This is a genomic window from Pelomonas parva, assembly GCF_043555835.1.
Taxonomy (GTDB): domain Bacteria; phylum Pseudomonadota; class Gammaproteobacteria; order Burkholderiales; family Burkholderiaceae_C; genus Pelomonas; species Pelomonas parva.
The window spans coordinates 774,416-788,413 of record NZ_JBIGHV010000001.1 but is presented as its reverse complement, the minus strand read 5'-3'; the positions used below and the strand labels follow the sequence as shown (position 1 = coordinate 788,413).

Annotated in this window: 12 protein-coding genes; 4 read left to right on the top strand and 8 right to left on the bottom strand. The window is 70.3% G+C overall.

All coding sequences use genetic code 11. The features are described from left to right. The first annotated feature begins 95 nt into the window (after window positions 1–95). Window positions 96–2,579 carry a TonB-dependent receptor gene (locus tag ACG00Y_RS03235; RefSeq protein ID WP_394475913.1) on the top strand — a complete coding sequence of 828 codons (2,484 nt, stop codon included), beginning with the start codon at window positions 96–98 and terminating at the stop codon, window positions 2,577–2,579. A 131-nt stretch (window positions 2,580–2,710) separates the two neighbouring features. Here ACG00Y_RS03235 and ACG00Y_RS03230 read toward each other — a convergent pair whose 3' ends face one another. The 8 genes from ACG00Y_RS03230 to ACG00Y_RS03195 form a co-directional block, all read right to left on the bottom strand. Continuing rightward, window positions 2,711–3,715, bottom strand: a complete 1,005-nt coding sequence (locus ACG00Y_RS03230) for an alpha/beta hydrolase (protein ID WP_394475911.1) — start codon at window positions 3,713–3,715, stop codon at window positions 2,711–2,713. Window positions 3,716–3,821: 106 nt separating this feature from the next. Next, entirely contained in the window at window positions 3,822–4,856 is a 1,035-nt protein-coding gene (locus ACG00Y_RS03225; RefSeq protein WP_394475909.1) for an alpha/beta hydrolase, read from the bottom strand. A 2-nt stretch (window positions 4,857–4,858) separates the two neighbouring features. Next, entirely contained in the window at window positions 4,859–5,713 is an 855-nt protein-coding gene (locus ACG00Y_RS03220; protein WP_394475906.1) for a DUF1838 family protein, read from the bottom strand. Between the two features lie 41 nt (window positions 5,714–5,754). Beyond that, window positions 5,755–6,942 (bottom strand): alpha/beta hydrolase-fold protein, encoded by a 1,188-nt coding sequence (locus ACG00Y_RS03215; protein WP_394475905.1) that lies wholly within the window; start codon window positions 6,940–6,942, stop codon window positions 5,755–5,757. 187 nt (window positions 6,943–7,129) lie between these two features. Further along, window positions 7,130–7,993, bottom strand: a complete 864-nt coding sequence (locus tag ACG00Y_RS03210; protein ID WP_394475903.1) for an isocitrate lyase/PEP mutase family protein — start codon at window positions 7,991–7,993, stop codon at window positions 7,130–7,132. A 30-nt stretch (window positions 7,994–8,023) separates the two neighbouring features. Then, on the bottom strand, window positions 8,024–8,632 hold the full coding sequence (gene leuD, locus ACG00Y_RS03205; RefSeq protein WP_394475902.1) for a 3-isopropylmalate dehydratase small subunit: 609 nt from the start codon (window positions 8,630–8,632) through the stop codon (window positions 8,024–8,026). Then, window positions 8,632–10,059, bottom strand: coding sequence for a 3-isopropylmalate dehydratase large subunit (leuC, locus tag ACG00Y_RS03200; RefSeq protein WP_394475900.1), 1,428 nt, complete (start codon window positions 10,057–10,059; stop codon window positions 8,632–8,634). Before leuC ends, leuD begins: the two co-directional genes overlap by 1 nt. Window positions 10,060–10,137: 78 nt before the next feature. Next, window positions 10,138–10,995: an IclR family transcriptional regulator domain-containing protein gene (locus ACG00Y_RS03195; protein ID WP_394475898.1), complete on the bottom strand. Its 858-nt coding sequence runs from the start codon at window positions 10,993–10,995 to the stop codon at window positions 10,138–10,140. A gap of 195 nt (window positions 10,996–11,190) precedes the next feature. Between ACG00Y_RS03195 and ACG00Y_RS03190 the strand changes: the two genes are divergently transcribed. From ACG00Y_RS03190 to ACG00Y_RS03180, 3 genes are read left to right on the top strand one after another with little or no spacing between them, the layout of a single operon-like run. Beyond that, a complete protein-coding gene (locus tag ACG00Y_RS03190; protein ID WP_394475896.1) occupies window positions 11,191–11,832 on the top strand; it encodes an isochorismatase family protein in 642 nt (213 codons plus the stop codon). Next, window positions 11,829–13,109, top strand: coding sequence for a sugar MFS transporter (locus ACG00Y_RS03185; RefSeq protein ID WP_394475895.1), 1,281 nt, complete (start codon window positions 11,829–11,831; stop codon window positions 13,107–13,109). Before ACG00Y_RS03190 ends, ACG00Y_RS03185 begins: the two co-directional genes overlap by 4 nt. After that, complete coding sequence (locus ACG00Y_RS03180) at window positions 13,109–13,948, top strand: SGNH/GDSL hydrolase family protein (protein WP_394475894.1); 840 nt, start codon at window positions 13,109–13,111, stop codon at window positions 13,946–13,948. The genes ACG00Y_RS03185 and ACG00Y_RS03180 overlap by 1 nt, the downstream gene beginning before the upstream one ends. The last annotated feature ends 50 nt before the right edge of the window (window positions 13,949–13,998 follow it).

Genomic DNA, 13,998 nt, shown 5'->3' with positions numbered 1-13,998 from the left:
TCGGAGCGTCTTCACGCTGTCACCAGGACATGCGAGTGGAGTTCGAGATCGAGTGCCACGGTTTCCCTCACATAACCACCCCCGGAGAATTTCGCATGCATGCAGACCACCGGCGCGAAGCCGCACAGCGCTCGCACCATCCCCAATGGCTCGCGAGAACCAGCGTCGCACTGGCCTGTTCCCTCTTTGCGGCCGGGGCACTCGCCCAGGCCACTGCCGGGACCGCCGAGACAGACGCTCAAGCCAGCACGAAGGCCGGCGCAGAGACCACGAACGCCTTGCCGACGGTCACCGTGACCGCCCGCAAGCGCAAGGAACTGCTGATGGACGTGCCCATCTCCATGCAGGCCATCTCGGAGCGCGAACTGCGCAGCGCCGGCATCACCGACATCAAGGACCTGGGCGAGCAGACCGGCTTCACCTTCTCGTCCGCCACCGGCACCAGCGCGCAGGGTCGTTCCTTCGGCGTTATCACCTTCCGCGGCCTGCAGGGCGACCTGACCTTCCCCTGGGAGAACTCCGGCGGTGTGTTCATTGACGGCATCTTCCTGTCCGGCGGCGTGTCCGGTGTCGGCATGGGCGACGTCGCGCGTGTGGAAGTGCTGAAGGGCCCGCAGAACGCCTTCTTCGGCCGCAGCACGTTCGGCGGTGCGGTGAACTTCATCACCAGCAACCCGTCGTCGACCTTCAAGGGCACCGTCAACGCCAGCATCGACCACAAGGGCACGAGCGACGTGGACGCCACGCTGCAAGGCCCGCTGACCGAGAAGCTGGGTGCGCGCATCTCCTTCGGCAGCCGCAGCAAGGCCGCGCAGTTCCAGGCCAGCGACGGTGGCGACCTGGGCGCGGAGACGAGCAAGTTCGTCAGCGGCACGCTCTACTTCGCCCCGACTGCCGACCTGTGGATGCGCTTGCGCGGCCACTACCAGCGCGACGAAGACTCGGCACCCGCGATGGGCTTCTTCGCGGCCGCCGGCAACACCAGCTGCGCGAGCCGCAGCTACACCGGGCAGACGATCGACCGCACGCCCATCAGCTTCACGCCGAGCGTCGCCTATTTCTGCGACCGCATCCCGAACTTCAAGGATGTCGGCAGCGGCATCTTCGACGCCAACACCGCGCTGCCCGCGGTGGCGGTGGACCCCATGGTCAACAACAGCCTGAAGGACCCCTTCCTGGCCAAGACGCCGCGCATCGACCACATGGGCATGGTGCGTGAGTCCACGCGCGTGTCGGCCCAGATGGGCCTGCTGCTGCCCAAGGACATGGACCTGGCGGTGAACGCCGGCTACAACGAGTCGAAAGCGTCGTCCATCCACGACCTGGACCGCAGCAAGACCTTCAACTTCCTGGCGCTGCAGACCAACCCCACCAAGGACCTGACGCTGGATGCGCGCCTGTCGACGGATGCGCAGGCTTCGCTGCGCGGCCTGATCGGCGTGAGTTATTTCAAGTCGGTCTACCAGATGTCGCAGGTCGACTTCAGCCCGGCCTTCGGCCAGGCCGCCCCGACGATCAGCACGGGTGCCTACCTCAACCTGCGCTCGACGGTGCCGGCCATCTACGGCTCGGTCGAGTACGACTTGAACCCCCAGTGGACCGTCTCGGCCGAGGCCCGCTACCAGACGGACAAGAGCGAGTTCACGTCGCAGCAGGGCACGACCACGGGTCAGAGCATCTCCAACCTGCTGCCGCGCCTGACGCTGCGCTACAAGCCCGCCCCCGGCATCTCGACCTATGTCAACCTGGCCCAGGGCGTGCAGCCGCTGACGACCAACGGCGGCTACGTCAACGCCAATGCCAGTGGCAAGGCCTACCTGGAGCAGATGTTCCCCGGCATCTCGCCCTTCACCAAGCAGCCCAAGCTCGATTCCATCGAGCTGGGCGTGAAGCAGCAGGTCAGCCGCAGCTTCCAGTACGCGCTGGCGGTGTACGACCAGAAGTGGCGCAACCGCCTGTCCGGCACGACGGTCTTCAACCCGGCCAGCTGCGGCCGCGTCACCGACACGCCGGAGTGCCCGTTCTCCACCGCCGGCAGCGGCGTGACCATCACCAACCAGGCGCGCGTGCGCGGCCTGGAGCTGGTGCTGGAAGCCCAGCTCACGCCGAGCTGGTCGGCCGGCGGCTACATCGACTACAAGAAGGCCTACTGGACCACCTTCGACGCCGCCAACGCCTCCGTGATCACCGGCTCTGCGGTGGCCTTCGACGGCAATGAACTGGGCCGCCAGCCCAAGCTCAGCGTGACGGCCAACTCCACCTACCGCTATGCCTTCAGCAACGGCTGGACCGGCTACACGCGCGGCGACCTGACCTATGTCGGCAAGCGCTGGGACTCCGACTTCAACATCGTCCAGGCCGACGGCTACAGCCGTTTCGACGTGCGCCAGGGCTTCGAGGGCAAGGATGTGCTGGTCGAGTTCTTCGTGCGCAACCTGTTCGACAACCGGGGCTGGCAGTCGATCTCGCGCTACCCCAACCTGAGCCTGTCCCCGCTGACCAACTACAGCCAGCAGGGCATGCAGGTGACCGTGCAGGAGTCCCGTACCGTCGGGGCCCGTCTGCGCTTCGGCTTCTGAACCCAGGGCCTGCGCAAGCAGGCCGGTTCACATCGCGAAGCTGCGATGACCTGCCATCGGCCCGGGTCTCACGAGGACCCGGGCCGAACTGTTTTGGGCCGGGCAGGGCCAGGTCTTGCGGCTCTTGCCGCTTATGGGGCGGGCGGCCGCTTGTTGAAACCCTCGGCGGCTATCCACCCGCCGAAGGCGTCGAGCCAGCGGTCGCTGGTGCTGCCCTGTTGGCGCATGCCGAAGCCGTGGTTGCCGCGCTGGTACAGGTGCAGCTCCGGCCGGTAGCCGGCGGCGAACATCGCGTCGTAATAGGCCCGCACGCCGGTGCCGACGGCCAGGTCGTCCTGCGCCATGGCGATGAAGGTTGGCGGCAGGGCGCCCGGTGCCGGCGTGGGCTTGGGGCGCAGCCAGGGCTCCTTGGGCGTGCCTTCGGGGTAGGGCAGGTGGGCGGGCGGCAGCGGCGGCAGGGGCGTCGTCATGGGCATGCCGTAGATCAGGCCGACGAAGTTGGGCCGCTCTCGCTCGTTGGCGGCCAGGGCCATCATGCCCACCACATGGCCGCCGGCGGAGAAGCCCACCGCGCCGATGCGTTGCGGGTCGATGCCGAACCCGGCGGCTCCGGCGCGGATCTGGCGCAGTGCCTCCATGCCGTCGGCCACGCCGGCCGCGCCCGCCAGGCCACTGGCCAGGCTGCCGAACATGCGCTTGTTCAACGACTCCCGCGTCTCGCCGGGCGACTGGTGGAAGGTGCGGTAGCGCAGCACGAAGGCCGCGATGCCGCGCTCGGCAAGCCACTGCGCCACCTGCGTGCCCTCGCTGCGGATGGACAGCGCGCTGAAGCCGCCACCCGGCGCGATCAGCACTGCCGCGCCCGTGGCCTTGCTGGCCCGGGGCAGCCAGGCCTGGTAGCTGGGCTGGCTGACGTTGACGACGATCTCGCCGCCTTCGCGCACTTCGTCCCGCCCGATGGCGGGCGCCGTGCCCGGCCAGTTGGGGATGGCGGGCACGCCGGCCGGCCACAGCAGTTGGGGCGCCAGCGTGCAGACGTCCTGGGTGCAGGGCGCGGCCTGGCTGGTGCCGGATGCTGCGGCCAGCGCGAGCGACAGCGCGGTGGCCTTGAGGAGGGTTCTTCGTTGGGACGGCATGGGGCGGGCTGGGTGCAAGCGGTGGTGGAGACGATCCACGCTATGCCCAGCCCTCGCTCACGCCAAGCGCGGGCGCCGACCTGTCCGCCTGACGGCCACGCCCGGGTCAGCGTGCCTTGCCCGCCTGCTTGAACCCCAGGGCCTTGATCCAGGCGTGGAAGGACTCGGCCCAGAGGTCGGAGGTCGTGCCCTGGGTCTTCATGCCGAAGCTGTGGCCGCCGCTGGCGTAGAGGTGCAGCTCCGGGCTGTAGCCGGCCGCCATCAGCGCCGCGTAGAAGCCGCGCACGCCCGTGCCGACCAGCCGGTCGTCCTGGGCCATCGCGATGAAGAAGGGCGGCAGCGCGCCGGGCGCCGGCGTCGGTGCGGGCTGCAGCCACGGCTCCTTGGGCGTGCCGGGCGGATAGGGCAGGTGGGCGGGCGGCAGCGTCGGCGGCGTCAGCAACGGCAGGCCGTAGATGAGGCCGGTGAAGGCGGGCCGGTCGCGCAGGTCGGCCGCCAGCGCCAGCATGCCCACGACGTGGCCGCCGGCCGAGAAGCCGACGGCGCCGACGCGCTGCGGGTCGATGCCGAACTCGGCCGCATGCGCACGGATCTCGCGCAGCGCCTGCAGGCCATCGGCCGCGCCGGCCGCGCCGATCTGGCCCTGCGGGCCGGTGGTCATGGCCGTGAAGACGCGCTGCCGGTACGCCTCGGCGCTCTCGGTGGGCGGCTGGTAGATGGTGCGGTAGCGCAGCACGAAGGCGGCGATGCCGCGCTCGGCCAGGAATTGCGCCACCTCGGTGCCGTCCTTGCGGACCGACAGGTGCCGGAACCCTCCGCCCGGCGCCACCAGCACGGCCGCGCCGGTGGCCCGGCCGGGCTCGGGCAGGAAGGGCTGGTAGCTGGGCCGGCTGATGTTGAAGACGACGTCGCCGCCCTCGCGTTCTTCATCGGGGCCGGCGTTGGGCACGCTGCCGAACCAGTCCGCCAACGCGGGCTGCCCGGTCGGCCAGACCTGCCGCGCAGGCAGCACGCACACGCCCTGCACGCAGGGCGCGGCTGGCGCGGCCTCGCTGGCCGCTGCGGTGAGCGATGGCAGGGCCGCCAGCGCCAGGGACAGCGCCGTTGCTGCGGTGAAGAGGCGTCGACGGTGGCCGGCCATGGTCAGGCCTTCACGGCTGCCGCCAGCAGCGGCACCAGCCGGGCGGCCGGGTCGGCCAGCCATTCCACGCTGCCCGCACGGGCCGCCGCCAGCCAGCGCGGATTGATCTCGTCCAGCGTCAGCCCGTAGCTGCCGCTGCCATGGCCCAGCACATGGCCGGGCTGGTCGCCCATCTGCATCCACGGCCGCCAGCCGCTCACCGAGCTGAAGCTGTTGCGCGCGCGGACCTGGCGCGCCTTCGGGTCACGCAGCGCGGCCAGCGGCGCACGCAGCGTGACGAGTTCGCCATAGGCATAGGGCAAGGCCTGACCCGGGCGCGGCAGCACGGCCTGCACGCGCTCGACGAACACCTGCTCGCCGCGGTCCTCGTAGGCGGCGTTGACGCGGTCCTCCATCGTCGTGCCGGGCGGCATCGGCTGGATGGGCGTGGCGCTCAGGTCCGGCGTCAGGCGCCGCACGGTGGGCCTGGAGGAGTAGGCCGGCACCGCCACCGTGCGGCCGGTCACGGGGTTGCGCCACTCGGTGAGCACCGCACCGGAGGCGATGTCGGTGTAGTACACATGCTCGAAGCTGGCCGACAGCCAGGTGCCATCGCCCGCGGCCTGCCAGCGCGTGAAGGTCGTGGCCAGCAGGCCGCACAAGGGCACCGTCTGGCCGTTGATGACGGCATGGAACTGCGCATCGATCTCGCCGATGACCAGCCGGTCGTCGAGGGCGCCGCGCATCATCAGGAAGCGGCGCAGGCGCTCGTCGGTGGGCAGGGCGGCGCCGGTGTCGGCACCGGCCAGCCCGGTGGCGGCCATGCCGGCCAGGCCTTGCAGCAGCAGGCGGCGATGTGTCGAGAGGGGTGAGGTCATGGTGATCGGCTCGCGTGAAGAAGGTGGAAGTGCGGTCGGCCTCAACGGAACAGCTGGGGCGCCAGTTCCGCCAGGTAGTGCCGCCAGTTCGCCCAGGTGTGGCCGCCCTCGGTCTCGTACCAGGTGTGGCGGATCTTGACCTCGTCGAGCAACTGCCGCGTCGGCGCGGCCAGCGCGTGGATGAAGTCGGTCTTGCCGTAGGCGTAGTACACCAGCCCGCCCTGGGCGGCGCGCCGCTTCAGGCCTTCGGCGTGGCGCTGCTTGTAGTCGTCCAGCGACGCCGGGCCGCCGACGCCGACGCCCATGCTGAACACGCCGATGGCGCCAAAGACATCCGGCCGCGGCAGGCCGAAGTTCAGCGTGTGCATGCCGCCCATCGACAGGCCGGCCATCGCCCGCTGCTGGGGCTTGGCGACCGTGCGGTAGCGGCCGTCGACCAGCGGCACCAGCGTCTTCAGCAGGTCGTCGCCGAAGTCGGTGTTGTTCATCGGGTTGACCTCGGCGCGGTCCGGCGTGTGGCCGTTGGGCATGACGACGATCATCGGCCGCGCCTTGCCCGAGGCGATCAGCGCGTCGAGGATGCGATGGGCCGCGCCGACGGAAGTCCAGCTGTCGTCGCTGTCGCCATAGCCATGCACCAGATACAGCACCGGGTAGCGTTGCGCGCCGCCGGCCTCGTAGCCCGGTGGCGTGTAAACGTGGGCACGGCGCACCACGCCGGGCAGGGTGGATGCGTACTCCATCGTCGCCACCTGGCCATGCGCGATGCCAGGCTGCCAGTTGGTGGGGTCGCCCGCAGCGCCGGCCACGTCGAACACCGAGCGCACGCCGCGCGCCAGCTCGGAATGCTGTGAGCCCTGCGGGTCCGGCAGCACCACGCCGCCGATCTGGAAGCCGTAGCGCCAGCGGCCTGCGGGCACGGCGGACGGCGTGCTCGCCTGCCAGAAGCCTTGCGCGTCACGCGCCATCGCCAGGCCGGCAGGCTTGCCGTCGAAGCCGCCGGGAATGCCCTCCACGTCGGGGCTCACCAGCCGCACCGCCTCGGCGACCGGCGCGCACAGCCGGAACGACACGCGGCCATCGGCGAGCGGCTCGACCGAGCGGTACTGCAGCGGGCGCTGCATCGGCGTGCGCTGTTCGCAGGCAGGGGCGGCCGGTGCCGGCTGCTGAGCCTGGGCGCTGGCGCAGATGGCCAACAGGGCGGCAGCGGTGGATCGAATCAGGGTCATGACGGTCCTATCAGGTGTCCGTGGCGCTGCGGATGAAGCGCATGCATTTGGGCCGAGCGCCGGGCCGCTCCCAAGCCGGCCCGTTGGGCGATGTGCTTGCGGTTCAACGCCGCAAGCATCGCCGTCCCCTCGGGGGACCGACCAGCGAGCCCGCGTGCAGCGGGGCGCGCTGGGCGAGGGGCTCACATCACTTTGCCCAGCGTTTCTCGAAGTCCCAGACTTCCTGGAAGCCGATCAGCTTGCAGAACTCGGTGAAGTCGAACATCGGCAGGTCGGGCACCTGGCTCAGTCCTTGATCCTTGAGATGGCGCAGTGCCTGCTCCATCGCCGCAGCCGCCACCAGGCTGGTCATGGACGGGTAGATGGCAAACGCATAGCCGATGTCCTTCAGCGTGGCGGCCGGCAGGATGGGCGTCTTGCCGCCGTCGGCCATGTTGGCCATCATCGGCAGGTCGAAGGCCTCGCAGGCGCGGCGCATCTCTTCCTCGGACTGCGGCGCCTCGAAGAACAGCACGTCGGCGCCGGCCTTCGCATAGGCCTCCAGCCGGCGCATCGCGTCGTCCACGCCGAAGCCGGCGCGCGAATCGGTGCGGGCAATGATGAGGAAGTTCCTCTTGTCCTCGCGCGTCTCGGCGGCGACCTTGATCTTCTCCACCATGTCTTCCAGCGGCACGCAGCGCTTGAATGGCGTGTGGCCGCACTTCTTGGGGAACTCCTGGTCCTCGATCTGGATGGCGGTGACGCCGGCCTTCTCGTAGCCGCGCACCGTGTGTGCCACGTTCAGCAGGCCGCCGTAGCCGGTGTCGCCGTCGGCGATGACGGCGGCGTTGCTGGTCTGCACCAGCGTGGCCATGCGGTCCAGCATCTGCGTGTAGCTGGCGATGCCGGCGTCGGGCAGGCCCAGGCTGGAGGCGGTCAGCCAGTAGCCGCTGCCGTAGACGATGGGAAAGCCCACCTTGTTGGCCACGGCGGTGGCGATCATGTCCTGCATGCCGGGGACGACGAAGAACTCGCCCTTGTCGAGCATCTGGCGAAAGATGGGATTGGCCATGGTCGGTATGCGCTTTGAGTGGGTGTTAGGTCAGGTGTAGAGCCAGGGCTGGCGCTGGCGCTGCTGCGCCTCGAAGTCGGCAATCGCCGGGCCGGCGTCCTGGCGGATGCGCTCGATCTCGTCGCGGCCTTCCAGCAGCGCCTGGCGCGCGCGCTCGGCAATGTCGAAGCGGATCAGGCCACCGTCGGCCAGCGTGATGGTGCTGGCGGCCAGGTCCACCGTCAGTGCCTGGCCGGCCTGCGCGGCGGCCATCACGCGGGCATGCTCGGCGGCAGCCAGGCGGATGGGCAGCAGGCCGTTGTTCAGACAGTTGGACTGAAAGATGTCGCCGAAGCCCGGCGCGATGATGCAGCGCAGGCCCAGGTCGGCCAGCGCCCACGGCGCCTGCTCGCGGCTGGAGCCGCAGCCGAAGTTGGCGCCGGCCACCAGGATCGCGGCCCCGCGCCAGCGCGGCCGGTGCAGCACGAAGTCTGGCCGTTCCCGGCCTTGATCGTCGAAGCGCTTTTCGTAGAAGGCATAGGGGCCCAGGCCCGCCTTCTGCGTCAGCACCAGGAAGCGGCCGGGGAAGATGATGTCGGTGTCGATGTCGGCATCGGGCATCGGTGCGGCGACCGAGTGCAGGGTGGTGAAGGCTTTCATCAGCGCTCCGTGCGGGGGTCGGCCAGGTGGCCGGCGATGGCGCTCTCGGCGGCCATCGCCGGGCTGACGAGGTGGGTGCGGGCGCCCACGCCCTGGCGGCCCTCGAAATTGCGGTTGCTGGTGCTCGCGCAGCGCTCGCCCGGCAGCAGGCGGTCGTCGTTCATCGCCACGCACAGCGAGCAGGCCGGCTCGCGCCACTCGAAGCCGGCGGCGGTGAAGAGGCGGTCCAACCCTTCGGCCTCGGCCTGGCGCGCCACCTGGGCCGAGCCGGGCACCACCAGCGCCTTCACATGCTCGGCCTTGCGGCGCCCCTGCAACTGGGCGGCGGCGGCGCGCAAGTCCTCGATGCGGCTGTTGGTGCAGGAGCCGATGAAGACGTGGTCGATGGCCACGTCCTGCAGCGGTGTGCCAGCGCTCAGGCCCATGTAGTCGAGCGCGCGGGCGATCTTGCGGGCGGCGGCGTCGTTCGGTGCCGTGGCCGGGTCGGGCACGCGGCCGTCGATGGCCAGCACCTGGTCGGGGCTGGTGCCCCAGGTCACCTGCGGGGCCAGCGTGTTCGCGTCGAGGTCGATGCTGCGGTCGAACACGGCGCCGGCATCGCTGTGCAGCGTGCGCCAGTAGTCCAGCGCCTGCTCCCACTGCGCGCCGCGTGGCGCCATGGGCCGGCCTTCCAGCCAGGCGTAGGTGCGCTCGTCCGGCGCGATCAGGCCGCTGCGCGCGCCGGCCTCGATGCTCATGTTGCAGACCGTCATGCGCTCGGCCATCGTCATGGCTTCGATGGTGTCGCCGCAGAACTCCAGCGTGTGGCCCACCGCGCCCGAGGCACCGAGCCGGCCGATGACGGCCAGGATCACGTCCTTGGCCGTGACGCCCGGCGGCAGCGTGCCGCTGACCCGCACGCGCAGGTTGCGCGCGCGGCGCTGGCGCAGGGTCTGCGTGGCTAGCACGCATTCGACCTCGCTCGCGCCGATACCGAAGGCCAGCGCACCGAAGGCGCCGTGGGTGGAGGTGTGCGAGTCGCCGCAGACCAGCGTGATGCCCGGCAGCGTGAAGCCCTGCTCGGGGCCGATGACGTGGACGATGCCGTGGCGACCGTCGGTCAGCGGGATGTAGCGCAGGCCGGTGGCCGTGGTGTTGCGCTCCAGCAGCGCCACCTGCTCACGCGCCAGCGGGTCGGCGATGGGCTGGTCGCGGTGGCGGGTGGGCACGGCGTGGTCGGCCACGGCGAGCTGGGTCTCGGCGCGGCGCACCGGCAGGCCGCGCATGCGCAGGCCCTCGAAGCCCTGCGGGCTGCTCACCTCGTGCAGCATCTGGCGGTCGATGTAGATCAGCGCCGTGGTGTCGCCGTGCTCATCGCGGTCTTCGCTGACCACATGCGAGGTCCAGAGTTTGTCGTACAGGGTCTGCGGGCTCGTGGCTGGGCTCATGTCGGGCAGTGTGCAAGCCGGTGGCGCGCGTGCCACGCCCGAGTGGCCGCGTGTTCACTACGTGGACGAGGCGCAGGCTCAGCAGACCGCGCTGGCCTGTCGCAGGGTGGGATGCGCCGGAGCACCGCGGCTTTCGCGTGCTGCGGGAGCGGGCTGCAGGGACAGGTCTTGCGTCAGCTCGTCGGACACCGCCTCGGCCATGGCCTTCAGCTCCTCCACGTAGCGGCGTACAGCCTCGGCCATCGGCATGGCCGAGGCGAAGAACACCAGCGCCATCGCGCCCACCACGCGCGAGCCCTCGAACAACGGCACGCCGATGGACGAGGTCTTGCGCGGCACGGCCGAGTGCGGGTTGCGCTCGCAGGTGGCATAGCCGTCCTCGCGGATGCGCTGCACCAGCTTGTCGCCCTTGAACATCTCCAGCATGTGGCTGCGCTGATCCAGCGTCTCCAGCCCGGCCAGCATGCTCAGCCGGTCGCTGTCCGGCACATGGGCCAGGTAGGCGTGGCCGGATGCGCACTCCAGCAGAGGCAACGTGTAGCCCGGCTCGTAGTTGCAGAAGCTCAGCGAGGTCTCGCTGTGCGTGGAGTCGCGCACCATCATGCTCTGGCCCACATGCGTGACCAGCGACACCGGCCAGGACAGCTTGCGCGTCAGCGCCACCATGTGCGGGCGCGCCCGGCTCAGCAGGTTGCCGTTCTCGCGGTAGCCCACCGACAGCGTCTGCACCAGCTGCGTGGCGCGGTAGTGCTTGCGCGTCGGCTCGCACTCCACCAGGCCTTCGTGCAGCAGCGTCTGGATGATGCGGAAGGTGGTGGGGTAGGGCAGCGACACCCAGCGCGCAATCTCCATCAGCGACAGCGAGCCATGCCGGTTGATGCACTGGAGCACCGCGATGCTGCGGCTGACCGCACGAATGGGAACGCCTCTTTCCATGATGTCCTCGGGTGTGCGCGTGGAGACGCTTTGGCTGCCGCGCGGGATGCAGCGGCACGTCACGGAAACGTAATGTGGATCAGCGTTTGGCCAGCTATATCTGGGTAATCCCTGGCTTGTTCGGATCTATCCGCCAGCCGAACAGGCGGGCGAGCCGGTGTGGCGCGGCCGCTGCAGCGCCCTAAATTGCCGGCCATGACAGCCTCGCTCCAAGACGACTACCAGCGTGCCGGCTTCGGCGGCACGCTGGCCTTCGGGCAACGCCCGGCCCTGCTGGTGATCGATGTCGTGCAGGCCTATGTGCAGCCCGACAGCCCGCTGTTTGCACAGGGCTTTGTCGATGCGCTGGCGCCCAACGTGCGGCTCATCGAGGCGGCACGCGCGGCCGGTGTGCCGGTGGTGTTCACCAATGTGGTCTACGGTGCCGAGGGCCGTGATGGCGGGCTGTTCTACCGCAAGGTGCCGGCCCTGCGCTGCTTCCTGAAGGGCTCGCCGCTGGGCGCCTTCCCGGCCGGCATCGTGCCGCGCGTTGATGAGGTGGTGGTCAGCAAGCAGTACGCGTCTGCCTTCTGCGGCACCTCGCTGGCCGCCACGCTGGTGGCCATGGGCATAGACACCGTGCTGGTGACCGGCTACTCCACGTCGGGCTGCGTGCGCGCGACAACGCTGGACGCGCTGCAGCACGGCTTCGCGCCCTTCGTCGTGCCTGAGGCCTGCGGCGAGCGCGACCCGCGCCCGCAGGAGGCCAACCTGTTTGACCTGCAGGCCAAGTACGCCGAGGTCATCGGCGAGGCCCGCGCCGTCGCGCTGATGGCCGCGTGCAGCGCTGCACGATGAGCTTCACTGCCCCGCCGGTCCAGGTTGCCGGCAGCACGGCGCGCCACGGCCATGCGCTGTTCATCCTGACCGTGCTGTTCTTCATGTGGGGCCTGCTGACCTCGCTGAACGACGTGCTGATCCCGCACCTCAAGTCGGTCTACTCGCTCAGCTACGTGCAGGCCATGCTCGTGCAGTTCTGCTTCTTCGGCGCCTACTTCCTGGTGTCCATCCCGGCCGGTGCGCTGATCAAGCGCCTGGGCTACCAGCGCGGTGCCGTGGCAGGTCTGGTCATTGCTGCTGCGGGCTGCGCGCTGTTCTACCCGGCGGCCGAGGGCGGCTACGGCCTGTTCCTCGGCGCGCTGTTCGTGCTGGCCGCCGGTATCACCTTGCTGCAGGTGGCGGCCAACCCCTACGTCACGGCGCTGGGCGACCCGGCCACGGCGTCCAGCCGCCTGACGCTGACACAGGCCTTCAACGCGCTGGGCACCACGGTGGCACCGGCGCTCGGCGGCCTGCTGATCCTGCCCGGCGCTGTGCTGTCGCTGGACGAACTGGCCCGCCTGCCCGAGGCCGAGCAGCTGGCCTACCGCGCCAAGGAAGCCGCGATGGTGCAAGGCCCCTACCTGGCGCTGGCCGCCGCGCTGCTGGCTTTGGCGCTGCTGTTCGCATTGGCCCGGCTACCCCGCGTGGCCGCTCATGCCGACGCCGGCCGCGCCGGCCTGCGCGATGCGCTGCGCCACCGTCACTTGCTGCTGGGCGTCGTGTGCATCTTTGTCTACGTGGGCGCCGAGGTCAGCATCGGCAGCTTCCTGATCAACTTCATGGGCGAAGGTCACATCGCCGGGCTCAGCCACGCTGAGGCGGCGCTTTACGTCAGCTACTACTGGGGCGGCGCGATGGTGGGCCGCTTCATCGGCGCGGCCGTGATGCGCTATGTCAGCCCGGGGCGCGTGCTGGCCTTCAATGCCGCTGCGTCGGTGCTGCTGATCGTGACGGCCACGCAGACGCAGGGCCCGCTGGCGATGTGGTCGCTGCTGGCCGTGGGCCTGTGCAACTCCATCATGTTCCCGACCATCTTCAGCATGGCCCTGCACAAGCTCGGCCCGGCGACCGGGCAGGGATCGGGCCTGCTGTGCATGGCGATTGCCGGCGGCGCCATCGTGCCGTTCGGGCAGGGCCTGGTGGCCGACTGGGCCGGCGTGCAGACCTCCTTCCTGGTCCCGGCGGCCTGCTACCTGTTTATCGTCTACTTCGGCGTGAAGTACGCCAGGCTGCACCGCGACGGGAACCCGTGATGAAGCCGCTGGCCCGCACGCTCGCCGCCGCGCTGGCGCTGTTGTGCGCCGGGCTCGCGCAAGCGGCGCAACCGTCGGCGCAACCGTCGGCGGAATACGTCGCCATGGGCAGTTCCTTCGCCGCCGGCCCCGGCCTGCCGCCCTATGCGCCCGACGCGCCGCCGCGTTGCGCCCGCTCGCTGGCCAACTACGCGCGCCAGTTCGCGACTATGCGTGGCCTGCGCCTGAACGACGTGAGCTGCAGCGCCGCCACCACCCGGGCGCTGCTCGAACCCTGGGGCGAACTGCCCGCGCAGATCGACGCGCTGGGTGCCGACACGCGGCTGGTCACGGTCACCATTGGCGGCAATGACGTGGGCTACATCGGTGGCCTGTTGGCCGCCTCCTGCGCGCAGCTCGCCGCCCAGGGCCGCGTGCCCGCCAGCCGCTGCCGCGCGGTGGCGCCGCCCACCGAGGCCGACTTTGCCGCGCTGGCGCGCTCGCTGCGCGAGCTTGCCGCTGCCGTTCGCGCGCGGGTGCCAGGGGCCACGCTGGTGTTTGTCGACTACCTGACCGTGTTGCCGTCTGCCGGCCTGTGCGAGGCGACGCCTATGCCCGAGGCCGACGCCGACCTGGCCCGCCGCACGGCAGCCCGGCTGCTCGCGCTCACCGCAGCGGCGGCCCGCGATGCCGGCGCCCTGTTGCTGCCGGCCTCGCGCCTGTCGGCCGCACACCACGCCTGCTCAGCCGAGCCGTGGATGTGGGGCTACCCGGCGCCGGCAGGTGGCGCGCCGTATCACCCGAATGCACAGGCGATGGCAGGGCTGGCGCAGGCACTGGATGAGATCTTGGAGCGGTGAGGCGTGGCCGGCCTTGAGCCGCGAAGGGGTGGCGGCGATCGACCCAGAGC

What these genes read in the sequence shown, in the direction of transcription:
- ACG00Y_RS03235 (WP_394475913.1), top strand. Translation starts at nt 96, where the DNA reads ATGCATGCAGACCACCGGCGCGAAGCCGCACAGCGCTCGCACCATCCC.
- leuC (WP_394475900.1), bottom strand. Translation starts at nt 10,059, where the DNA reads ATGAGCCCAGCCACGAGCCCGCAGACCCTGTACGACAAACTCTGGACC.
- ACG00Y_RS03225 (WP_394475909.1), bottom strand. Translation starts at nt 4,856, where the DNA reads ATGGCCGGCCACCGTCGACGCCTCTTCACCGCAGCAACGGCGCTGTCC.
- ACG00Y_RS03230 (WP_394475911.1), bottom strand. Translation starts at nt 3,715, where the DNA reads ATGCCGTCCCAACGAAGAACCCTCCTCAAGGCCACCGCGCTGTCGCTC.
- ACG00Y_RS03220 (WP_394475906.1), bottom strand. Translation starts at nt 5,713, where the DNA reads ATGACCTCACCCCTCTCGACACATCGCCGCCTGCTGCTGCAAGGCCTG.
- leuD (WP_394475902.1), bottom strand. Translation starts at nt 8,632, where the DNA reads ATGAAAGCCTTCACCACCCTGCACTCGGTCGCCGCACCGATGCCCGAT.
- ACG00Y_RS03190 (WP_394475896.1), top strand. Translation starts at nt 11,191, where the DNA reads ATGACAGCCTCGCTCCAAGACGACTACCAGCGTGCCGGCTTCGGCGGC.
- ACG00Y_RS03210 (WP_394475903.1), bottom strand. Translation starts at nt 7,993, where the DNA reads ATGGCCAATCCCATCTTTCGCCAGATGCTCGACAAGGGCGAGTTCTTC.
- ACG00Y_RS03180 (WP_394475894.1), top strand. Translation starts at nt 13,109, where the DNA reads ATGAAGCCGCTGGCCCGCACGCTCGCCGCCGCGCTGGCGCTGTTGTGC.
- ACG00Y_RS03185 (WP_394475895.1), top strand. Translation starts at nt 11,829, where the DNA reads ATGAGCTTCACTGCCCCGCCGGTCCAGGTTGCCGGCAGCACGGCGCGC.
- ACG00Y_RS03215 (WP_394475905.1), bottom strand. Translation starts at nt 6,942, where the DNA reads ATGACCCTGATTCGATCCACCGCTGCCGCCCTGTTGGCCATCTGCGCC.
- ACG00Y_RS03195 (WP_394475898.1), bottom strand. Translation starts at nt 10,995, where the DNA reads ATGGAAAGAGGCGTTCCCATTCGTGCGGTCAGCCGCAGCATCGCGGTG.